Annotated in this window: 26 protein-coding genes; 9 read left to right on the top strand and 17 right to left on the bottom strand. The window is 69.3% G+C overall.

Annotated features, from left to right (window positions below):
* Nucleotides 1-22 precede the first annotated feature (22 nt).
* Nucleotides 23-523, bottom strand: a complete 501-nt coding sequence (locus ACSHWB_RS23415; protein ID WP_439664133.1) for a hypothetical protein — start codon at nt 521-523, stop codon at nt 23-25.
* Nucleotides 523-2,412 carry a DNA primase gene (gene dnaG / locus ACSHWB_RS23410; RefSeq protein ID WP_439664132.1) on the bottom strand — a complete coding sequence of 630 codons (1,890 nt, stop codon included), beginning with the start codon at nt 2,410-2,412 and terminating at the stop codon, nt 523-525. The genes ACSHWB_RS23415 and dnaG overlap by 1 nt, the downstream gene beginning before the upstream one ends.
* 27 nt (nt 2,413-2,439) lie before the next feature.
* Here dnaG and ACSHWB_RS23405 point away from each other — a divergent pair, with 27 nt between their 5' ends.
* The gene (locus tag ACSHWB_RS23405; protein ID WP_439664131.1) at nt 2,440-3,312 is read left to right on the top strand and encodes a sigma-70 family RNA polymerase sigma factor; all 873 of its coding nucleotides are present in this window, start codon (nt 2,440-2,442) and stop codon (nt 3,310-3,312) included.
* Between the two features lie 111 nt (nt 3,313-3,423).
* A complete protein-coding gene (locus ACSHWB_RS23400; protein WP_439664130.1) occupies nt 3,424-4,050 on the top strand; it encodes a dioxygenase in 627 nt (208 codons plus the stop codon).
* A 3-nt stretch (nt 4,051-4,053) separates the two neighbouring features.
* Here the strand turns inward: ACSHWB_RS23400 and ACSHWB_RS23395 are convergent, their stop codons facing one another.
* Together ACSHWB_RS23395 and ACSHWB_RS23390 are read right to left on the bottom strand one after the other, a co-directional pair.
* Entirely contained in the window at nt 4,054-4,866 is an 813-nt protein-coding gene (locus ACSHWB_RS23395; protein ID WP_439664129.1) for a class I SAM-dependent methyltransferase, read from the bottom strand.
* A gap of 4 nt (nt 4,867-4,870) precedes the next feature.
* Nucleotides 4,871-5,428 carry a carboxymuconolactone decarboxylase family protein gene (locus tag ACSHWB_RS23390; protein WP_439664128.1) on the bottom strand — a complete coding sequence of 186 codons (558 nt, stop codon included), beginning with the start codon at nt 5,426-5,428 and terminating at the stop codon, nt 4,871-4,873.
* A gap of 85 nt (nt 5,429-5,513) precedes the next feature.
* Here ACSHWB_RS23390 and ACSHWB_RS23385 point away from each other — a divergent pair, with 85 nt between their 5' ends.
* Complete coding sequence (locus tag ACSHWB_RS23385) at nt 5,514-5,690, top strand: hypothetical protein (RefSeq protein ID WP_157512840.1); 177 nt, start codon at nt 5,514-5,516, stop codon at nt 5,688-5,690.
* Here the strand turns inward: ACSHWB_RS23385 and ACSHWB_RS23380 are convergent.
* The 4 genes from ACSHWB_RS23380 to ACSHWB_RS23365 form a co-directional block, all read right to left on the bottom strand.
* The gene (locus ACSHWB_RS23380) at nt 5,687-6,205 is read right to left on the bottom strand and encodes a Scr1 family TA system antitoxin-like transcriptional regulator (protein ID WP_439664127.1); all 519 of its coding nucleotides are present in this window, start codon (nt 6,203-6,205) and stop codon (nt 5,687-5,689) included. The two genes, ACSHWB_RS23385 and ACSHWB_RS23380, sit on opposite strands and share 4 nt — an antisense overlap.
* Before the next feature lie 78 nt (nt 6,206-6,283).
* Entirely contained in the window at nt 6,284-7,291 is a 1,008-nt protein-coding gene (locus ACSHWB_RS23375; protein WP_439664126.1) for a serpin family protein, read from the bottom strand.
* A 44-nt stretch (nt 7,292-7,335) separates the two neighbouring features.
* Nucleotides 7,336-8,574, bottom strand: a complete 1,239-nt coding sequence (locus tag ACSHWB_RS23370; protein ID WP_439664125.1) for a deoxyguanosinetriphosphate triphosphohydrolase — start codon at nt 8,572-8,574, stop codon at nt 7,336-7,338.
* A complete protein-coding gene (locus tag ACSHWB_RS23365) occupies nt 8,574-9,239 on the bottom strand; it encodes a YdcF family protein (RefSeq protein WP_439664124.1) in 666 nt (221 codons plus the stop codon). The genes ACSHWB_RS23370 and ACSHWB_RS23365 overlap by 1 nt, the downstream gene beginning before the upstream one ends.
* 60 nt (nt 9,240-9,299) lie before the next feature.
* On the opposite strand from ACSHWB_RS23365, the gene ACSHWB_RS23360 reads away from it, so the two are divergent.
* Both ACSHWB_RS23360 and ACSHWB_RS23355 read left to right on the top strand, forming a co-directional pair.
* On the top strand, nt 9,300-10,031 hold the full coding sequence (locus ACSHWB_RS23360) for a Type 1 glutamine amidotransferase-like domain-containing protein (RefSeq protein WP_439664123.1): 732 nt from the start codon (nt 9,300-9,302) through the stop codon (nt 10,029-10,031).
* Between the two features lie 16 nt (nt 10,032-10,047).
* Nucleotides 10,048-10,935 (top strand): serine hydrolase, encoded by an 888-nt coding sequence (locus ACSHWB_RS23355; RefSeq protein ID WP_439664122.1) that lies wholly within the window; start codon nt 10,048-10,050, stop codon nt 10,933-10,935.
* Here the strand turns inward: ACSHWB_RS23355 and ACSHWB_RS23350 are convergent.
* From ACSHWB_RS23350 to ACSHWB_RS23330, 5 genes are all read right to left on the bottom strand, one after another.
* Nucleotides 10,925-11,782: a hypothetical protein gene (locus ACSHWB_RS23350; RefSeq protein ID WP_439664121.1), complete on the bottom strand. Its 858-nt coding sequence runs from the start codon at nt 11,780-11,782 to the stop codon at nt 10,925-10,927. The two genes, ACSHWB_RS23355 and ACSHWB_RS23350, sit on opposite strands and share 11 nt — an antisense overlap.
* Before the next feature lie 5 nt (nt 11,783-11,787).
* The gene (locus ACSHWB_RS23345; protein ID WP_439664120.1) at nt 11,788-12,312 is read right to left on the bottom strand and encodes a hypothetical protein; all 525 of its coding nucleotides are present in this window, start codon (nt 12,310-12,312) and stop codon (nt 11,788-11,790) included.
* A 2-nt stretch (nt 12,313-12,314) separates the two neighbouring features.
* Complete coding sequence (locus tag ACSHWB_RS23340) at nt 12,315-12,746, bottom strand: hypothetical protein (RefSeq protein ID WP_439664119.1); 432 nt, start codon at nt 12,744-12,746, stop codon at nt 12,315-12,317.
* Complete coding sequence (locus ACSHWB_RS23335) at nt 12,743-13,570, bottom strand: hypothetical protein (RefSeq protein WP_439664118.1); 828 nt, start codon at nt 13,568-13,570, stop codon at nt 12,743-12,745. Before ACSHWB_RS23335 ends, ACSHWB_RS23340 begins: the two co-directional genes overlap by 4 nt.
* 92 nt (nt 13,571-13,662) lie before the next feature.
* A complete protein-coding gene (locus tag ACSHWB_RS23330; protein ID WP_189159985.1) occupies nt 13,663-15,048 on the bottom strand; it encodes a glycine--tRNA ligase in 1,386 nt (461 codons plus the stop codon).
* A gap of 93 nt (nt 15,049-15,141) precedes the next feature.
* Between ACSHWB_RS23330 and ACSHWB_RS23325 the strand changes: the two genes are divergently transcribed.
* Nucleotides 15,142-15,819, top strand: coding sequence for a tetratricopeptide repeat protein (locus tag ACSHWB_RS23325; RefSeq protein WP_439664117.1), 678 nt, complete (start codon nt 15,142-15,144; stop codon nt 15,817-15,819).
* Here the strand turns inward: ACSHWB_RS23325 and ACSHWB_RS23320 are convergent.
* Nucleotides 15,806-16,180, bottom strand: a complete 375-nt coding sequence (locus ACSHWB_RS23320; RefSeq protein ID WP_439664116.1) for an antibiotic biosynthesis monooxygenase family protein — start codon at nt 16,178-16,180, stop codon at nt 15,806-15,808. The genes ACSHWB_RS23325 and ACSHWB_RS23320 overlap by 14 nt on opposite strands.
* A gap of 17 nt (nt 16,181-16,197) precedes the next feature.
* Here ACSHWB_RS23320 and ACSHWB_RS23315 point away from each other — a divergent pair, with 17 nt between their 5' ends.
* From ACSHWB_RS23315 to ACSHWB_RS23305, 3 genes are read left to right on the top strand one after another with little or no spacing between them, the layout of a single operon-like run.
* Nucleotides 16,198-16,476: a hypothetical protein gene (locus ACSHWB_RS23315; protein WP_439664115.1), complete on the top strand. Its 279-nt coding sequence runs from the start codon at nt 16,198-16,200 to the stop codon at nt 16,474-16,476.
* Nucleotides 16,477-16,487: 11 nt separating this feature from the next.
* Complete coding sequence (locus ACSHWB_RS23310; protein WP_089950753.1) at nt 16,488-16,838, top strand: ArsR/SmtB family transcription factor; 351 nt, start codon at nt 16,488-16,490, stop codon at nt 16,836-16,838.
* A complete protein-coding gene (locus ACSHWB_RS23305) occupies nt 16,835-17,233 on the top strand; it encodes a Fur family transcriptional regulator (protein ID WP_191304953.1) in 399 nt (132 codons plus the stop codon). Before ACSHWB_RS23310 ends, ACSHWB_RS23305 begins: the two co-directional genes overlap by 4 nt.
* Before the next feature lie 149 nt (nt 17,234-17,382).
* Here the strand turns inward: ACSHWB_RS23305 and ACSHWB_RS23300 are convergent, their stop codons facing one another.
* The 3 genes from ACSHWB_RS23300 to ACSHWB_RS23290 are packed head-to-tail and all read right to left on the bottom strand — an operon-like array spanning nt 17,383 to nt 19,522.
* Complete coding sequence (locus ACSHWB_RS23300) at nt 17,383-18,087, bottom strand: TIGR03943 family putative permease subunit (RefSeq protein ID WP_439664114.1); 705 nt, start codon at nt 18,085-18,087, stop codon at nt 17,383-17,385.
* Nucleotides 18,084-19,094, bottom strand: coding sequence for a permease (locus ACSHWB_RS23295; protein WP_439664113.1), 1,011 nt, complete (start codon nt 19,092-19,094; stop codon nt 18,084-18,086). Before ACSHWB_RS23295 ends, ACSHWB_RS23300 begins: the two co-directional genes overlap by 4 nt.
* On the bottom strand, nt 19,091-19,522 hold the full coding sequence (locus ACSHWB_RS23290; RefSeq protein ID WP_439664112.1) for a hypothetical protein: 432 nt from the start codon (nt 19,520-19,522) through the stop codon (nt 19,091-19,093). Before ACSHWB_RS23290 ends, ACSHWB_RS23295 begins: the two co-directional genes overlap by 4 nt.

Genomic DNA, 19,522 nt, shown 5'->3' with positions numbered 1-19,522 from the left:
ATCTAACAGTACACGCGTACTGCTAGCGCGCCAGCCTCTCGGAGAACGTCGCCACGGCCGAACGCACCTCGGCGAGATCCACGCCGGCGTCCCCGCGTGCCTGCCACACGACGCCATCACGGCCGGGAACCTTGCGCTGCAGAATCCACACACCAGGCGACTCGACGCGCTCGCGCACGCGGATCGACCCCTCGACGCGCTGGCTGATCGCGCGCAGCACACGACGCGGGTCGTCGAGCGCGAACCGTTGCGCGGGAAGGTCTTCCAGCAGCACGACGGCGCCCTCGGTGGACGTCTCGACGGCCTCGACCACCCGCAGCGAGCCCTCCCACTTCACCTTGCTGACCAGGTGCCAGCCGATCCGCCGCGGCGACTCCCCCGGCACCCACAGCCCGAGCGACGTCACCACGACGTGCCCGCCGGTCTGCACGGGCGCGTGCGCGATCACGGTCTCGTCGCGCTCCAGCTCACCGGTGAACCCGTCCGGCGCACCGTCGCCGAACACCCGTCGGAACAGCCCCACTACAGCACTCCCGCACTCTGCTGCAGGAGCGCCTTGCGGTACTCCTCCAGCGCCACCAGGTCACCCCACAGCGCGCGGTACTCGTCGGCGTCCTTGATCGGGGACAGCCGCCGCAACCGCGACTTCACGTCCTCGACCTGCTTGCCGACCTGCACCTCCTGCAGCCGCGCGATCACCATCGACACATAGCGGAACTCGTCGTTCTGCTTGACCGCCAACGGTTCCACGGCGAGCTCGGTCATCACGGACCGCACCGAGGCATGCGAACACGCCTGCGAGATCGCCTCCAGGTACGCGGAGCCCTCCAGCCCGCAGGACGCGCCACCGGCCGCGCGGATCGCCCGGTGCAGCGCCACGTACGCCGGGTCCGTGAAGGACTCGTCCGGCAGCGAGTCGTACAGCGGGCCCGCGTACTCGGGCAGCCGCAGCGCGATCTTGAGCACCTCGCGTTCCGGCACCAGCCGGGGGTCGCGCGGGTTCGGCCTGGGCGGGCCGTCGACCTCCACGCCGAGCGCCATCTGGTTCGGGTCGACGCGCGCGGCGGGCACGACGGGCGTCTTGCCGCCGGAGACCTGCCGGACCCGGCGCACGACCATCGCCTCGTCGTCCCAGCCCACCCACCAGGCGAGCCGCGTCGCGTACCCGTCGCGCTTGGCCCTGTCCTTGATCTGCGCGACGAACGGCACCATCTTCTTCAGCGCCTCGACGCGGCCGTCCACCGAGTCGAGGTCGTAGGCCTTGAGCTGGGCCTTGATCGCGAACTCGATCAACGGGATGCGCCGCGCCACCAGGTCGCGCACCGCCACGTCGCCCTTGGACTGCCGCAGCTCGCACGGGTCCATGCCGTCCGGCGCGACCGCGATGTAGGTCTGCGCGGAGAAGTGCTGCTCCCCGTCGAACGCCTTCAGCGCGGCCTTCTGGCCAGCCTCGTCGCCGTCGAAGGTGAAGATGACCTCGCCGTTCACGTCGTCGTCGATCAGCAGCCTGCGCAGCACGTTCATGTGGTCCGTGCCGAACGCCGTGCCGCAGGAGGCGACGGCCGTCGGCACGCCGGCCAGGTGCATCGCCATCACGTCGGTGTAGCCCTCGACGATGACGGCCTGCTTGCGCTTGGCGATCTCCCGCTTGGCCTGGTCGAGCCCGAACAGCACCTGCGACTTCTTGTAGATCATCGACTCGCTGGTGTTCAGGTACTTCGCCTGGATCGGGTCGTCGTCGAAGATCCGGCGCGCGCCGAACCCCACGACGTCACCGCTGATCTCCTTGATGGGCCACAGCAGCCGCCGGTGGAACCGGTCGATCGGCCCCTGCTTGCCCTCCTTGACGAGCTGCGACTTGATCAGCTCCGGCAGCTCGAAACCGCGGCCGAGCAGGTGTTTCGTCAGCTTGTCCCAGCCGCCGGGCGCGAACCCGCAGCCGAACTGGCGTGCAGCGGCCTCGTCGAACCCGCGCTCGGCCAGGAACTCGCGCGCCTGCTGCGCCTCCGGCGTCGCGAGCTGCTCGGCGTAGTACTCGGCGGCCGCCTTGTGCGCCTCGATGAGCCGGCCGCGGGTGCCGCGGTCGCGCTGGATCGTGGCGCCGCCGCCCTCGTAGGTCAGCTGGATGCCCGCACGGTCCGCGAGCCGTTCCACGGCCTCCACGAACGACAGGTGCTCGACCTTCATCACGAAGGCGATCACGTCGCCGCCCTCGCCGCAGCCGAAGCAGTGGAAGGTGCCGTGCGACGGGCGCACGTTGAACGACGGCGACTTCTCGTCGTGGAAGGGGCACAACCCCTTGAGCGCGCCCCCACCGGCTCGCTTCAGCGAGACCTGGTCACCGACGACCTCGTCGATCCGGCTGCGCTCACGCACCAATGCGATGTCGCTTTCCCTGATGCGTCCTGCCACGTCTCCGAGTCTAATCCCCTGGCAAACTTGCCAAGCGTGACCACCGCTGACGTCTTCGGACTCCACCGGACGCACCTCATCGGCGTCGCCTACCGGCTGACCGGCAGTCTCGCCGACGCCGAGGACGCCGTGCAGGAGGCCTGGCCCCGGTTCGCCAAGGCCGAGGGCGTGCAGGACGCCCGCGGCTGGCTGACGACCGTGGTGAGCCGCATCTGCCTGGACCGGCTGCGCTCCGCCGCCGTGCGCCGGGAGACCTACGTCGGCTCGTGGCTGCCGGAGCCGTTGCTCACGACCGGCGCGCAGGACGACCCGCTGGAGAGCGTCGTGCGGTCCGACGGCGTGCGGATGGCCGCGCTCGTCGTGCTCGACAGGCTGACGCCGGACCAGCGCGTGGCGTTCGTGCTGCACGACGCGTTCTCCTTGCCGTTCAACGAGATCGCCGAGGTGCTGCAGGTCTCGGAGGCCTCGGCGCGCCAGCACGCGTCCCGTGCCCGCAAGGCCGTCGCGGACGCCGAACCGCCTCCCCGCGCGGCGCTGGCCGAGCAGCAGGAGGTGCTGGAGAAGTTCCTGCGGGCCATGGCGAACGGGGATCTCGACGCCGTGCTCGCGCTGCTGCACCCGGACGCGGTCATGATCGGCGACGGCGGCGGCAAGGTGCGCACCGCGGTCCAGACGGTCACGGGCGCGGACAAGGTCGCGCGCTTCTTCTTCGGCCTCATCCGCAAGTACGGCTTCCCGGAGGAGCACCGGCCGGTGTTCGTCAACGGCGAGCTCGGCTTCGCCATGCCTGCGTACGGCGACGTGACGGCGCGCGTGACGTCGTTCACGGTGCACGAGGGCAAGGTCTTGGCGGTCTACGACATCGCGAACCCGGACAAGCTCACCCACGTGGCGTTCTGACGGGCGGTTTTGGTCTGGACCGTAACTGGAGCCGGGATCGTTCCGGCACTAACGTTCGGCCCGGTCCAGCCCAAGCCCCCTGCCGCGGGTTGCAACCACCGGAGTTCGAACATGCCCGAACAAGACGTCCCTTCACGCCGGGCGTTCCTGGCGACCGGTGCGGCCGCTGTGGTCGCACTGACCGCCGCCGGCACCACCACGGCGCGCAGCGCGCCTCTCCCCCTGACCCCGACCTGCGTCGATGACGACGACACCCCGTCGAACATCGAGGGTCCCTACTTCAAGCGGAACTCCCCGCAGCGCACGAACCTGCGCACGCCCGGTGTCACCGGGATCGTGCTCAGCATCACCGGGTTCGTCTACACGATGAAGTGCGCGCCGATTCCCAACGCACTGCTGGACTTCTGGCAGGCCGACGACCGCGGTGTGTACGACAACACCACGTTCAAGATGCGCGGCCACCAGTTCAGCAACGCCTCCGGCGCGTACGTGCTGGAGACGATCGTGCCCAAGGACTATCCCGGCCGCACCCCGCACATCCACGTCAAGGTGCAGGCGCGGGGCGGCCCGATCCTCACCACGCAGCTGTTCTTCCCGGACAACCTCAGGGCGTACGGGATGAACGTGCCGTACCTGAACCGGCGCGACGCCTACCTCGACCGCGAGTGCGAGGTCGAGCTCGGCCCGCTCGTGGGCAACCGCTACACCGCCAAGTTCGACTTCGTCATCGACAACTGAGCCCTACCACCGCAGTCGCAGCAGCTTCCCGACGTCGCGGAGCTTCGGGATCGCGCTGACGACCTTCATCTGGATCCTGCCGGACCTGGGCAACGCGTCCAGGTACGGCAGGTCCACGCTGCGCCAGGAGTCCACTGTGGTCAGTCCGGGGCGCAACGCCTCGATCTCGCCCGGATCGTCCACACCCCAGTGCAGGGTCGCGCCGGCGTTGCGCACGGCCGGCACGAGCTTCTGCAGCTTGATCCCCCACGAGCCGTAGACGTCGAACAGCAGCTCACCGCTCGCGAACCGGCTGGTGATCCTGCTGATCAACGCATGGCCCTCCGCCTGCGTGAGGTACATCGAGAGTCCCTCGAACACCGCCACCACCGGACGGTCGGCGGGCACCTCGGCGAGCCATGCGTCCTCCGTGACCGACGACGCCACGAGCCGGTAGTCGCCTTGGGGCGTGGGCAAGAGCTTGTGCCGCAACGCGACGACGTCCGGCATGTCGACGTCGACCCACCGAACGGTGTCCGGCCGTTCGATCCGATGCGCGCGAGTGTCCAGCCCGCAGGCCAGATGCAGCACCGTGCAGGACGGATTGGCACGAAGGAACTCGCGCGTCCAGTCGTCGAGCACCCTGCCGCGGATGGCGACGCCGACCGCCGACGTCGTGTTCATCCCGGTCTTGCCGAAGTCGTAGTCGATGCGGTCGACAGCCCGCTTGGCCTCGTCGTCGTGCAGCACGGACGCGGGCCGCTCGCTGTCGAGGGCCCGGCCGTACAGCGTGGCGAGCATGGTCTCCTGCGCACCCGTCAGGGCGATCTTCTCCACCGCTCTAGTTTGTCGGTACGCGGCAGGCGTCACCACTGGTGAAGCCCTGGTCCTTGATGTCGAACGCGCTGTTGAACCGAGCCCGCTGGTTCTCCAGCGCGATCTGGTAGGTCAGCGCGACGAGTTCCTTGTGCCCCAGCAGCTTCTCCAGCTCGGCGACCTGCTCGTCGGTGACGGCGACGGGCGTCTCCGTCATCGCGTCGGCGTAGGCGAGCGCCTTGCGTTCGAGGTCGGTGAACAGCGGCGAGGTGGCGTACTCGTCGATGTGCTTGAGCCGTTCGATGTCGAGGCCGCCGTGCTTCATCAGCATGGCGCCGAAGTCGACGCACCACGAGCAGCCGAGCTTCACGGCCGTCCGGTAGACGCACAGCTCGAACAACGGCCCGTGGATCGCCTTCTTGACCGCCAGCTCGTGCCGGGCGCTCGCCATCAGCAGTTTCGGGTGGTGCGCCATCACCGTGACGGGCTCCGGCACCGCCCCGAACTCGCGCCGGGCGAACCAGTACACGGCCTTGAGCAGCAGGCCGGCGTCCTTCTTCGTGATTCCCTTGATCCTCGTCATGCCCTGTGGACGAGACAGCTCGCCGGAACGTGACAACACCTTTGGGTGACTGGGTTGCGAGGCGGCCAGCTCATAGGGTCCATCCATGAGCAACGACTTCGTGCTGGACATCGACCACGAGTCGGCCGGCCTGCTCGCGGGAACACTGCTGGCAGGCGACTCGTGTGCGGTTCCGGTGCGGCACCAGAACGTCAAGCTGCTGCTGTGCGCGCTGCCCGGCGAGGACGGCATGCGGCTCTTCCTCCGCCGCAACACGCCTTAGCGGTCGTAGACAGCCACATACTCCATGAGCAGGTCGCGCGACCGTTCGTTGTCGAGCGCGACGGCGTGCATGCGCTGGAAGATGGCCACGGCCCGTTCCACGGTCGCGGCGTCACTGGCGAGCGTCCAGTTCGCGAGGTAGACCAGCGGCGGCTCGTGTTCGTACTGGATGAGCGCGTAGTCGAGCCCGACCGCCGCCGCCCCGCCCGCGCTGGCCGGCACGATCCGGATCGACGGCGCGTGGAACAGCAGGTGCAGGACCTGGTCCTCCATCAGCCGGTTGCCGCCGACGACGGTCTGCAGGGCGTACTCGTGGATGAAGAACACGCACTGCGGCAGCACGCCGTCACGCTGCAGTTCCGGCGTCGGGGCGAGGCCCAGCGCCCCTGCCAGCGCCTTCGCGTAGCACTCTGTTCTGAGCAGGACGGGAATGGTGACGCCGCTGAAGCAGGTGATCCGCGTGGCGCCCGCCGCGGCGAGCACGACGAGTTGCTCGCCGGCACCGTGCTGGGTCATGCCTGGAACGGTAAAGCCATGATCATGATCTCGCCGCGCGAAACGCCCGCACATCAGGGCGAATGGCCGCGAAAGTGGTTACGGACGGGCTACCTGGGCGAGGAAGTAGACGGCACCGGACCGCGCGTGCCGCACCGCCACCAGGAACGGCCGGTCGACCGTCACCACGATCGGGTCCACCGGGATCTCGATCGACACCGTCCGGAACGTGACCGCGGTGGCCGCCGCGCCTTCGAGGCCCTCCTCGTCCAGGCGCAGCACGGCCTCGTGGACCACGTCGTCGACGAACATCCGCTCGTCGGGTGAGAGTCCGGAGAAGTCGGCGTCGCGCGCGAACATGCGCTCGACTCCCAGTTGCCGCAACGTGTTCCTGAGCTTGAACCTCGCCCTCACGTCCACTTTGGGCAGTGAGAGCTCCAGGCGGGTGAGGTTCTGCGCGGTGAACAACGAGGGGGTCAGCGGCTGGTCCAGCGACTCGTCGGGCAGCAGGATCACGGTCTCGACGCCCGAGTCGGCGGGCAGCACGATCGTCTGCCAGCCGTCGTGGCGGGCGTAGCGGAACTTCTCGGTGACCTTCATCGTCGGCACGTCCACGTCGCCGCCGGGCGCGTGGAACGGCTTCGCGGCGGTCTCCCAGGCGGCGAACGGGTTGAGCCAGCCGACCTTGAGGTACAGGGCGTTCACGATGATCGCGGCGGCGTCCGCGGGCGGCGGGTCGGTCAGCAGCTCGGTGATGAGACCGCGGGTGGTCTCGGCGACGTCGGTGTTGACGAGCTTGCGGACCGTCGCGGGGTCCGAGAACGCCGTGCGCCGCACCGAACCGGCGAGCGAGAAGTCCTGGTTGATCGTCAGATCGTCGTCGGCCCACAACGTGTTCGCGACGGCGAGTTCGGGGACGTCGAGCGCGTCCGAGGCGTCGAAGTCCTTCAGCAACCCGTCGAGCTCGGCGCGGGTCTCGCCGCGGGCGGCCTCTCGGGCCAGTGCGAGGGCGCTGGCCACCGAGAACGGCGACCAGCACGCGTTCGCGGACGGATCAGGTACGGCGACGCGGTGCACGTTGAGGGCGAAGTCGGCCTGGTCGGTCACAGGTTCTCCCCGAGGATCGGACTTCGGCGCGGATCTCTTCGAACCTACGCCGATGCGCGATGCCAGGCCACGGCCTGGGCGTCGGTGAGCAGCGCGACCTGGTCGACGACGACGCGAAGCCGTGCCGGATGGGAGGAGGCGGCCGCGAACACCGGGCGGAACGCGGGGTCGAGCAGCGTCGGGCGTTCCAACAGGCGGCCGACGAGATCGGTGATCAGCTCGCGCTGTTTCGCCTGCATGGCCAGGCGCGCCGGGTCGCTCATCACGTACCGCACGGCCATCGCCTTGAGCAGCGCCACTTCCGCCGCGACCTGCTTCGGCACCTCCAGCGAAGCGTTGTACCTGGTCAGCATCCCGTCGCCGTGCACGGCACGGGTCGCGGTGACGGCGGCGGAGGCGAAGCGGCCGACCAGTTCGCTGGTGAGGTTCTTCAACGCCACCTGCGCGCCGAGCGAGCCGTCGTACTCGTGGTCGGTCCAGTACGCGATCACCGGCAGCGTCAGCAGGTCCTCCGCGGTGGCTTCGAGCGTCGCGACGGACTCGTCGGAGAACGTCTTCGCGGCGAGCGACGCGATGGCGGCCCGTTCGTCGGGACGGGCGAGCGCGCCGAGGCTGATGCGGTGGGCCAGCACCCCGTCCTCGACGTCGTGCACCGAGTACGCCACGTCGTCGGACCAGTCCATCACCTGCGCCTCGATGCACCGCTCACGCTGCGGTGCGCCCGCGCGCATCCACTCGAAAACTTCGAGGTCGTCGTCGTACACGCCGAACTTCACCATGCCCGGCGTGCGCGTCCACGGGTACTTCGTCGATGCGTCGAGCACGGCCCGTGTGAGGTTCAGGCCGTGCGCGGTCTTGGGTTCGAGGCGCGCAAGGATGCGGAACGTCTGCGCGTTGCCCTCGAAGCCGCCGCACGGACCGGCGAGCTCGTTCAACGCCCTCTCGCCGTTGTGCCCGAACGGCGGATGCCCGATGTCGTGCGCGAGACCGGCCGTGTCGACGATGTCCGGGTCGCAGCCCAGCTCCTCACCGATGCCGCGGCCGATCTGCGCGACCTCCAGCGAGTGCGTGAGACGCGTGCGCGGCACACCGGTGACCTCGGAGCCCTCGCCGGGGCCGACGACCTGGGTCTTGCCCGCGAGCCTGCGCAACGCCGCGGAGTGCAGCACGCGGGCCCGGTCACGGGAGAACGGCGTGCGTGTATCGGTGCGGGCCCCCGGCAGCACAGCGGTCTTGGGGTCTTCGGAGAGCAGGCGCTCCGCGTCGTGGCCGGTGTATCCCATCAGCCGATTTTAGGGAGCTTGAGCTCGTCGAACACGCCGGCGTGCGCCTTCATCAGGCGGTAGTAGAGCAAGGCTCCAGTCTCACGCTTGATGTAGAACCACTGCGTCTCGCGCGTCTGCACGTTCGGGCCGCTGCGGGTCGGGGACGTCCACGCCTTCAGACCCGCGTCCTCGGCCATCGTGCGGGCGCGCAGCGAGTGCCACGGGTCGCTGACGATGACGGCGGTCTTCAGGTCGCGCTCCTTGGCGACCGATGCGACGGCGCGCAGGGAGCCGAGCGTGTCCGCGCCCTCGCCGACCTGGAGCACCCTGTCCTCCGGCACACCGCGCTTGACCAGCCAGAGCTTGCCGACCTGGCCCTCGGTGAAGTTGTCACCGGGCTGACGGCCCCCGGTCGTCGCGATGTAGCCGACGACGCCCTCCTGGTAGAGGCCGAGCGCGTGCTCCAGCCGGGCCGCGAGCACGTCGGACGGGACGCCGTTGTACTGCGCGGCGCCGAGGACGATGGCCATGTCGGCCTTCGTCCAGTCGTCCACGCGGGCGACCTGCCACACGCGGAACGCCGTGCCGCCGCCGACGAGCACGCCGATGACCAGCGCCCCGAACACGAGGCGCAACACGATCCGGCGAATCCTGGCGAAGGGCTTGAGGGGCGTGGTCCGCACAACATGCATGCTCCCAGACTGCACGCATGCCGCGTTGACGCCCCTGCGAGGATCATCGTCATGCCTGCTGAGCAGCCCACCATCCTCGCCACGTCAGGAGGTCTGCGCTCAGGGCGCCGGACCTTCCTCGAGTTCAACAAGCTGATCCACTTCGCGCTGGACCTGTCCGGCGTGCAGGGCCGCACACCGCGTCTGTGCCACGTGGGCACCGCCGGGGGCGACCAGCGGGCCATGAACGCGAACATGGCGGAGGCGGGCAAGGTCGCGGGTGTCGACGTGTCGATCCTGAACCTCTTCACGATGCCGCCGACCGACGACCTCGAGGACTACGTGCTGTCCCACGACGTCGTGTGGGTGGGCGGCGGCTCGGTGGCGAACCTGCTCGCCGTGTGGGAGGTACACGGACTCGGCGCGGTCTTCCGCAAGGCGTGGGAGGCGGGTGTGGTGCTCAGCGGCGTGTCTGCGGGCTCGATCTGCTGGCACACGGGCGGCGCGACGGACTCGTTCGGCCCCGACCTCCGGATCGTCACGAACGGCCTGGGCTTCCTGCCCTACGGCAACGGCGTGCACTACGACTCCGAGGAGCAGCGCCGCCCGAAGATCCACGACGCGGTGGCCGCCGGCGTGCTGCCGACGACGTACTGCACCGACGACGGCGTCGGCCTGCTCTACCGGGGCACCGAGCTCGTCGAGGCGGTGACGGAACGCCAGGGCTCCGGGGCATACATCGTGGTCAGGGAGGATTCTTCAGCAACCGCACAGGAGGAAAAGCTCGACACCAGGCTCCTGTGAGACGGACCTTTGATGTGTGCGCTGGGCTCTGATCGTCTTCCTCGTGGCGGCCGTGTTCGTCGTCCCGGAGGCGTCGCCGTGCCAGGCGCACGGGAAGCCCTCCGCTGATATATCGCGCGGCCCTGATGTATTGGATACCGGCGAAGGATCGCTGGATCCCGGCGACGCCGATATATCGGATACGGGCACATCGGATACGGGTCCGTCGTCGGCCATATCCGATATATCAGCCGCTGATATATCGGATATGGCGGCTGCGGGCGGCGCGTCCGACGTCGGCATCGCGGTGCTGGACCTGCAGACGGACCAGGTGGTCTCGGAGCAGGGCGACAAGCCGTTCTACTCGGCGTCGCTGTCGAAGCTGATCCTCGCCACCGACGCGTTGCAGCAGCAGTTGTCCGCCGACGACCAGGACCTGATCCACCGTGCGTTGAGCGCGAGCGACGACAACGCCATGGACGTGCTGTGGACGAGGTTCGACGGCATGGACGCCATCGGCCGCGTCGCCGCCGCAGCGGGTCTCACCGGCACGCACGCCCCGGACGACCCGTCGCAGTGGGGAGAGGTCGTCATCACCGCGAACGACATGGTGCGGCTCTACCACTACATCCTCGGCTCGCCGGTGCGCGACGCGGTCGTCGCGGCGCTGTCCTCGGCCCCCGCCACCGCCGCCGACGGCTTCGACCAGGCGTTCGGCCTGCTCGGCGTCACCGGCGTCTACGCCAAGCAGGGCTGGATGTACTACCTGCCGAGCGACGTCTACCTGCACAGCGCGGGCGTGCTCGACAACCGCTACGCCGTCGCCGTGCTCAGCACGAGCCCGACCGGTTCCTGGACGACGGCCAGGCAGTCGATCAACGCCGTCGCCGCGGCCGTCCTCGCGAAGCTGGGCGTCAAGGGCTGACCTTGCGGCCCCGCGGCTCCCGCCACGGCCGGTCCCACTCGCCGGTGAACTCGCGCACCACGAGGATCGCGATCACCAGCAGCACGACCGCGCCGAAGACCAGCGCGCCGAACAACACCCCCGCGACGCCCGCCCCGGAGGCGAACTCGGAGACGGCGAAACCCGAGGCGGCGAGGACGATGACGTAGTTGCCGACGTTGCGGCGCCGCGCGGAGTAGACGTCCGTCACCCGCGTCAGACTCACGCCGAGCACGACCGGACTGAGCGTCACGAACAAGCCGACGGTCAGCAGCACGGGCCGGTACATCGGCGTCACGAGCGCCACCGTCATCGCGGACACCGCCAGGGCGAGCCCGACCGTCACGAGCACGGTCCCGAGCACCCTGATCCGCTGCACCGGCACCCCCGCACCGGAGTCCGGCACGAGCGGCCCGAAGGCGTCGACGACGATCTTGTGCACCGCGTAGCTCCGCCACAGGACCAGCGTGAGCGCCCCCAGTGCCGGCACCGACAGCACCAGCAGGACCACGACCGCGAAGTCCCCCGGCCTCCCCACGGGCTCGACGCTGAACGCGAACCCGTAGAACAGGTAGAAGATCGCCATCGCGGTGCCTTCCAGCACCACGAACACGTGCCGCAACCGTGCAGCGGTCTCCGCGTCGGTGAGACGCATCGTCACCACACCGCCCGCCACCGCGCACGCGCACACCAGCCCGCCGCTCACCGCCGTGGCCAGGAGCACCAGAGGATTTCCCACCTCGACGAACGCGGCGAACAACACCACCCAGGCGAGGAGCACCACCCCCGCCACAGCCTGCACGCGTCCCCTGCCCCGCTCCCCCGTCATGCCTTCTACACGCGCAGACGTCCCAGGATGTTGCTCGTGGCGAAGAACGCGACACCTCCCAGCACGAGCACCACCGCCAGCAGCGCCAGGTAGACGGCCGACCCCAGGCCGAACCGCACGTCACCGCCCAGCGTCATCACCTCGGCGAACCAGGCGCCCAGCACGCAGAAGATCGCCGCGCCCCACCACACCCCGAGCAGGCGCCGGACCAGCCGCGACCCGTTGACGTCGACGTACCCGTCACGAACGCACGAACGGGCGCTCAGCACACTCGCTCCCGACAACATCGCGCAGAACACGGCGATCCCCGCAGTCATCACGCCGATCACGTTGATCGGATTGCGCGCGCTCGGCAGGTTCAGCCCCACCACGACCAGCACGATCCCGAGCACCAGCGCCACGCCGACGACGGGCAGTCCCGTCAACGCGAGCCGTGCCCTGGCCCGTTCCACGCGGTCGGCGGGTACCGGAACCCACCGAGGGGGCTCACCCCGTCCGGCGACGATCACCGGCCGAGCGTCCCACGGCACGGTCACCTCGGCAGTTCCGGCAGGGCCAGGCCCCACGACTTGATGCCCTGCTCCGCCTGGTGCAGGACGTAGAAGGTCCCCAGCACCGACGCCAGCACCGCGACGGTGAAGACCACCGAGCTCAGGCTGGTCAGCAGCCCGGTCTTCTCCGGGTGGTCCGTGTACAGCGTCAGCAGGGCGGTGGTGCCCGCGACGACGTTGACCATCATCCAGACGCGCAACGGTTTCACTGCAACGAGCGCCTCGGACGTCCTCGCCAGGACGAGGCCCGCCCCCATGCCGCCGGCCACCGACACGACACCCTCGGCGGCGATGAAGGCACGGGCGACGTCGAACAGGGGCAGGGTCATCCCCGCCACGAACGCCGCGAGCGCCATCCCGGGCGACGCGGCGACGAGCACGACACCGTGCTGCCTGATCTGTTGCGGGCTCATCGGGCCACTCCAGAGTCCGGCCGGTGGCGGGTCGGCGGCAACACGCCGTACCGGCCGAGGAAGCGGGCGAGTTTGACGGCGGCCAGGGCGACGGCGAACAGCGCGGCGATGATCTGGACCGCGAACAGGACGGCACCGATCACCGACGAGGCGAACATGCCGTACACGACCGGCCACGCCATCACCAAGGAGAACATCGCGACCACGAGCAGCACGGTCACCAGCACACGACTCCGATGACCGGCGCGCAGATCGCGCACCCTGATCAGCACCACACCGGCGGCGACCGCGCAGCCGGCCGCCATCACCCCGTACAGCAGAACGCCCGACACCGAGGTCGCCACGAGCCCCACGGCGAGCAGGACACCGAGCACGGCGACGCGCTTGCCCCACGTGTGCAGGTCGCGGACGTCCACCGACCGGTCGTCGAGGGTGAGCATCGGCTCGATCACCTTGGCCGCCAGCACCGTCAGCAGCACCGCCCCGAAGGCGATCACGCCGTAGGCCACCGCGGAGACGGTGACCGGCACCGCCGGGTGCCCCACGTAGTGGTCCCGGACGGAGAACCCCGCGATCGCGGCCAGCACCAGCGAGGCGCCGAACGGGAGACCGAGGCGCTTGAGCACCTGGTGCCGCGACGACCGCAGGAACACCAGGCCCGTCCAGCACGGCCCGAGCGCCACCGCGGCCACACCCACCCACACCTGCACGGAGGCGTACCCGGTCACCGGAATGGTCAGCGCCACCACGACCATTCCGGCCAGCAGCGCGACCCCAGCCCCGGTGAGCAGGGCGCCGGTCCGTCTCAGTCGTTGTTCCCCCATGCACCCATCACACTTCAGGGCGCCGAGATGTTGCCTTCAAAAACGAATTCGGGCCCGGTGCGCACACCGGGCCCGAACAGAGGTGCAGCGGATCAGCAGCCGACGAGGCGCGCCGCGAGGTACGACTCCAGCTGGTCCATCGCCACGCGCTCCTGCGACATCGTGTCGCGCTCGCGCACCGTCACGGCGAGGTCGGTGAGCGTGTCGAAGTCGACCGTCACGCAGAACGGCGTGCCGATCTCGTCCTGGCGGCGGTAGCGGCGGCCGATGGCGCCGGCGTCGTCGAAGTCGACGTTCCAGTTGCGGCGCAGGGCCGTCGCGAGGTCGCGGGCCTTGGGCGACAGGTCGGCGTTGCGCGACAACGGGAGCACGGCGACCTTGACCGGGGCGAGACGGCGGTCGAGCTTCAGCACGACGCGCTTGTCCACACCGCCCTTGGCGTTGGGGGCCTCGTCCTCGGTGTAGGCCTCCAGCAGGAACGCCATCATCGGGCGGCCGACACCGGCTGCGGGCTCGATGACGAACGGCTTGAAGCGCGAGTTCGTCGCCTGGTCGAAGTACGACAGGTCGACACCCGAGTGGTTCGAGTGCGTCGTGAGGTCGAAGTCGGTGCGGTTCGCGATGCCCTCGAGCTCACCCCACTCCTGGCCGCCGAACTGGAAGCGGTACTCGACGTCGACCGTCCGCTTCGAGTAGTGCGACAGCTTCTCCTTGGGGTGCTCGTAGTGACGCAGGTTCTCCTTGGAGATGCCCAGGTCCGTGTACCAGCGGGTGCGCTCGTCGATCCAGTACTGGTGCCACTCTTCGTCCGTGCCGGGCTCGACGAAGAACTCCATCTCCATCTGCTCGAACTCGCGGGTGCGGAAGATGAAGTTGCCCGGCGTGATCTCGTTGCGGAAGGACTTGCCGATCTGGCCGATGCCGAACGGCGGCTTCTTGCGCGACGTCGTCTGCACGTTCAGGAAGTTCGTGAAGATGCCCTGCGCGGTCTCGGGGCGCAGGTAGTGCAGGCCCTCCTCGGTCTCGATCGGACCGAGGTGCGTCTTGAGCAGGCCGTTGAACATCTTCGGCTCGGTGTAGGTGCCGCGCACACCGCAGTTCGGGCACGGCACGTCGGAGACGTCGCCCTCGGCGACCTCCTTGCCGGTGCGCTCCGCGTACTCCTCCGACAACGTGTCCGCGCGGAACCGCTTGTGGCACGACTCGCACTCGACGAGCGGGTCGACGAACGCCTCGACGTGACCGGAGGCGACCCACACGTCACGCGGCAGGATCACCGACGAGTCCAGGCCCACGACGTCCTCGCGGCCGCGGACCATGAAGTTCCACCACTGGCGCTTGATGTTGTCCTTGAGCTCGACACCGAGAGGCCCGTAGTCCCATGCCGAGCGGGTACCGCCGTAGATCTCCCCGCACGGGTAGACGAACCCCCTGCGCTTGCAGAGGCTGACAACGGTCTCGATGCGATCGGCGGGCAAGGGGAACTCCATCGGGCGAATGAGAATCGGGGACTCAAGCCTAGCCCGTCACGTCACGCCCCGAACGGGCGACCGGAGCCTTACCCTGCACGGATGGAAGACCGGCTGCGAGAGCTGTGGGACTTCGCCGACCTCGGCGGCACCGAGACGCGGTTGCGCGCGGCGCTGGACGACGAGGCGACCGACGACGGGCGTGCGGAGGTGCTGACGCAGCTCGCCAGGGTCGAGGGTCTGCGGGACGACTTCGCCGCAGGTCACGCGTTGATCGACCAGGCGGAGACGCTGGTCTCGCCCGACTCGGTGGGCCGCGTGCGCGCGTTGCTGGAGCGCGGCAGGCTGCACCGTTCCGGCGGCGATCCGGAGGCCGCGCAACCGTTGTTCGTGGCGGCTTTCGTGCTGGCGAAGAAGAGCGGCGCGCTGTGGTTCGCCGCGGACGCCGCGCACATGGTCGCGCTGGTCGACGACCCGGAGAAGTGGACGCAGGTCGGCCTCGAGGTGATCGAGGAGCACCCGAACCTCACGCACTGGCTCGGACCGCTCTACAACAACCTCGGCTGGTACTACTTCGAGAACGAGCGCTACGAGGACGCCCTGGAGGCGTTCGACAAGACGCCCGCGCCCTACGCCGCGTACGGCAAGGCCAAGACGCTGCACCTGCTCGGCCGCACCACCGAGGCCTCCCAGGCCGCGCGCAGGGCGCTGGAACTGCTGCCGGACGGGTCCGACGAGGAGTTCCTCGCGGAGATGACGAAGATCGCTAGCGAGGGGTAGCCGGTCCCGCCGCCTCGCCGAGCCGCACCGTGAAAGCGTCCTCGGCGAGCACGCTCGTGTGCTTCTCGACCTCGCCGCCGGTGCTGGTCAGCGTCGGCTCGTACATCGCGGGCTCGTCGGTCAGCGCCTCGGACAGCAGCGGGATGACGTGTTCGCGCACGGGGAACGGCGACATCGCACGCCGATAGGCCACCACGGACTCGAACTCGACCGTCAGCACCCAGCGGTCGTCCTCGTCGGTCGACCGCGCCAGCGTGCCCTTGCGGCAGCCGGGCTGAGCCGTCAGCAGCCTCAGGGCCTGCTCGACGCGCGAGGTGAACGTCTCGGGGTCGGATACGCGGAATCGGCACACCAGCAGCACGGTGCAAGGATGGCACGGTGACCTCCAAGCGCCCTCTGCTGCCCGGCGACGGCCCACTCGCGCGCGTCCGCCCCGTCGTGGCGTTCGTGCTCGTGCTCGGTCTGTTCATCACGGGCGTTCTGGTGGGCGGCACCCTCGGCGCGGTGCTGCTCGGTGTGCTGATCGCAGGCGCCGCGGTGCTCCTGGTAGCCACGTGGAAGGTTCTTTCCCCAGCTCACCGCACATTGCGCGTGGTGGTCCTGCTCGTACTGCTCATCATCACCGTAGAATTGATTGTGAAAATCCCTACCAGGTGAGGTGCGCCGCCATGACCGTCCAACTGCACGGCGAGCACTCCCCCGAACGCGCGGCCCCCGCGCCCGCGCCACCCCGTTCCGCGCACACCCTCGCCGAGGCCGGCGACCTGCTGCGCGCGCTGGCCGCACCGGTCCGCATCGCCATCGTGCTGCAACTGCGGGAACACGACCGCTGCGTGCACGAACTGGTCGAGGCGCTGGGAGTCGCGCAGCCGCTGATCAGTCAGCACCTGCGCGTGCTGAAGTCGGCGGGCGTGGTGCACGGGGAAAGACACGGCCGCGAGGTCGTGTACCGGCTGGTGGACGAACACCTGGCGCACATCGTGGTGGACGCTGTGACGCACGTCGAGGAGAAGTTGTGACCGGACTGAGGTCCACCAAGCAGCGCACCGCGGTGTCGAACCTGCTCGACCAGCTCGACGACTTCCGCAGCGCCCAGGAACTGCACGAGGAACTGCGCCGTCGAGGCGAGGGCATCGGCCTGACCACGGTCTACCGCACCCTGCAGTCCCTCGCGGACGCCGGCCAGGTCGACGTCCTGCGCACCGACTCGGGCGAGGCGATCTACCGCCGTTGCTCGGCGCACCACCACCATCACCTCGTGTGCCGCCACTGCGGCCGCACGGTCGAGGTGGAGGGCCCCGCCGTCGAGAAGTGGGCGGACCGGGTGGCGGCCGAGAACGGGTTCTCGCAGGTCAGTCACACCGTCGAGATCTTCGGAACGTGCGCGGAGTGCACGGCCAAAGGCCTCAAGTAACCCGCCCTCCCCACCGCTCACCTCATCGCACGCGGGGCCCTTTCGTACTGTCACACAGTACGAAAGGGCCCCGCGTGCGCATCGGGAACGGCGTGGCGTGATGCGACACGCCGGTGGGCAAGTCGGCCTTGCCCGTCGGCGTACCCAGGTCAGGACTCGTAGGGCTCGACCGGCTCGGCCACGGGCGTGAACGACTCCACGGTGAAGCTCGGCACCCAGGAGTTCTGCTCGTTCGCCGACTTCGGCACGACCTTGCCGGTCACCTCGACCCACTGCTCGTCGGGCAGCGACGGCACGTCCCCGGTCACCCGCACCTTCAGCGGACGGGCGTCGGCGGCGCAGCACGAGATCGCGAGCCGTGCGACGTAGGTGTCGCCGTTGGCGCGCAGCAGGAAGCCGGTCAGCTTCACCCTGCGGCCGTCCAGCGTGCCGGACTCATCCCACGCCGTGCGCGTCACGAACTCCGTCATGGACAACGGGATGACGTCCCCGGACGGCAGCTCGCCCAGCAGGTTGCGGGAGCGCTGCGTCTGGTTCGTGTCGGCGGCCGAGTTCACGACGTCGCCGCCGAGCGCCGGGGGCGAGATCAGGAACACCGCCAGCACCGGCAGCAGCATCAGCCACGTCGAGCGCGACGAGTGCGAGTGCTCGTGGTCGTGCTCCTCGGCCGCCTTGCCGCGGCGGATGTCCTGGACGATCGCGAACAGCGCGAGGCCGATCATGATCACACCGGCCGCGATCAGCAGCGGCAGCAGGCTCTTCTGCACGTACCTGAGGTAGAGCCCGGAGAAGCTGATCTTCAGCAGCGCTCCGCCGAGCAGGACCAGCAGGATGTTCTGGGTTTCCCGCCTCACAGCAGCACCACTCCGCTCACGACAGCGCACAAGATCGCCACCACGAAGGTAGCGGGTGCGAAGCGGAAGGCGAAGGCCTTGCCGAACGCACCGGCCTGCAGCGCGATCAGCTTCACGTCGACGGCGGGGCCGACGACGAGGAACACCAGGCGCGGCAACAGCGGCAGTGCGGAGAACGCGACCGCGACGAACGCGTCCGCCTCCGAGCACAGCGCCAGCACGACCGCGAGCACGGCCATCACGAGGACGCCCAGCACGATCTGGCCGCCGAGCGTCTGCATCCACGCGACCGGCACGAACGTCTTGAACGCCGCCGCGAACAGCCCGCCCAGCACCAGGAACCCGCCGGCGTCGACGAGGTCGTGCCGCGCGCTCTCGGCGAAGACGGCCCACTTGGACCTGCCGGAGTTGTCTCCCAGCTTCGCCAGCGCGCGTTCGGCGATCCACTCCATCTTGCCGAAACGGACCCACAGCCAGCCCATGACCATCGCGGTCAGCAGCGAGCCGACGAACCGCGCGACGACCATCATCGGGGTGTCGTTGAACGCCACGGCGGTCGACACCAGCACGATCGGGTTCACGGCGGGGGCGGCCAGCAGGAACGTCAGCGCCACGGCCGGGGCGACGCCCTGCTGCATGAGCCGCTTGGCCACCGGCACCGAGGCGCACTCGCAGCCCGGCAACGCGATGCCCGCGACACCGGCCACGGGCACGGCGAGCGCGGTCTTGGCCGGCAACAGCTTGCGCAGGGCCGAGGCCGGCACGAACGCCGCGATGGCGCCCGAGATCAGCACGCCCAGCACGAGGAACGGCATCGCCTGCACGCAGATCGCCACGAACACGGTCGACGCCGTGCGCAGCTTCGGCACGTCGAGAAGATCAACGAGCGTGGACTGGAAGAGCAGTGCGAGAACGAGGATCCCGCACAGCACCTCCAACGACGTGATCTTCAGCCGAGGCGGGCCCGAGCGCCGCCTCGACGAGCGGATCTCGCCGGTGATCGTCATTCCGCGTCCGCGTCCAGGTCCAGCAGGCGGCGGTACTGCCGCGCCATGCCCTCGCGGATCTCCTCGGGCGAGGGCGGCTCGTCGAACTCCGCGTCCTCCTCTTCGAGGTCGTCGTCGTCGAAGTCGACGGGCGTGCCGTTGACGGTCTCCTCGTCGTCGGCCTCTTCCTCGAGGGCGGCTTCGCGCAGCTCCTCGATCGTGGCGGTGACGTCGTCGGCCGACAGCGCGGGCAGCATCGGCTTCACGATGGCCAGCACGCCGCCCTCGGCGTCGTCCAGTGCCACCGCCTCGGCCAGCGCGACGGCGTGGTCACGCTCGTACGGGCCGCAGATGAACGAGTCCCAGTCGTCGCCGCCCGAAGGCTCGAACGTGACGGTCCACGGGAACTCGTTGACGTCCGAGTCCTCTTCCGGCTCGTAAATGATCAC

It is taken from the genome of Lentzea sp. HUAS TT2 (genome assembly GCF_051853195.1).
Lineage (GTDB): Bacteria > Actinomycetota > Actinomycetes > Mycobacteriales > Pseudonocardiaceae > Lentzea.
This window is presented reverse-complemented; position numbering and strand designations above follow the sequence as displayed.

Coding starts and splice junctions, on each gene's coding strand:
- ACSHWB_RS23400 (WP_439664130.1), top strand. CDS start 3,424: ATGCCCGAACAAGACGTCCCTTCACGCCGGGCGTTCCTGGCGACCGGT.
- ACSHWB_RS23390 (WP_439664128.1), bottom strand. CDS start 5,428: ATGACGAGGATCAAGGGAATCACGAAGAAGGACGCCGGCCTGCTGCTC.
- ACSHWB_RS23385 (WP_157512840.1), top strand. CDS start 5,514: ATGAGCAACGACTTCGTGCTGGACATCGACCACGAGTCGGCCGGCCTG.
- ACSHWB_RS23380 (WP_439664127.1), bottom strand. CDS start 6,205: ATGACCCAGCACGGTGCCGGCGAGCAACTCGTCGTGCTCGCCGCGGCG.
- ACSHWB_RS23370 (WP_439664125.1), bottom strand. CDS start 8,574: ATGGGATACACCGGCCACGACGCGGAGCGCCTGCTCTCCGAAGACCCC.
- ACSHWB_RS23360 (WP_439664123.1), top strand. CDS start 9,300: ATGCCTGCTGAGCAGCCCACCATCCTCGCCACGTCAGGAGGTCTGCGC.
- ACSHWB_RS23350 (WP_439664121.1), bottom strand. CDS start 11,782: ATGACGGGGGAGCGGGGCAGGGGACGCGTGCAGGCTGTGGCGGGGGTG.
- ACSHWB_RS23340 (WP_439664119.1), bottom strand. CDS start 12,746: ATGAGCCCGCAACAGATCAGGCAGCACGGTGTCGTGCTCGTCGCCGCG.
- ACSHWB_RS23335 (WP_439664118.1), bottom strand. CDS start 13,570: ATGGGGGAACAACGACTGAGACGGACCGGCGCCCTGCTCACCGGGGCT.
- ACSHWB_RS23325 (WP_439664117.1), top strand. CDS start 15,142: ATGGAAGACCGGCTGCGAGAGCTGTGGGACTTCGCCGACCTCGGCGGC.
- ACSHWB_RS23310 (WP_089950753.1), top strand. CDS start 16,488: ATGACCGTCCAACTGCACGGCGAGCACTCCCCCGAACGCGCGGCCCCC.
- ACSHWB_RS23295 (WP_439664113.1), bottom strand. CDS start 19,094: ATGACGATCACCGGCGAGATCCGCTCGTCGAGGCGGCGCTCGGGCCCG.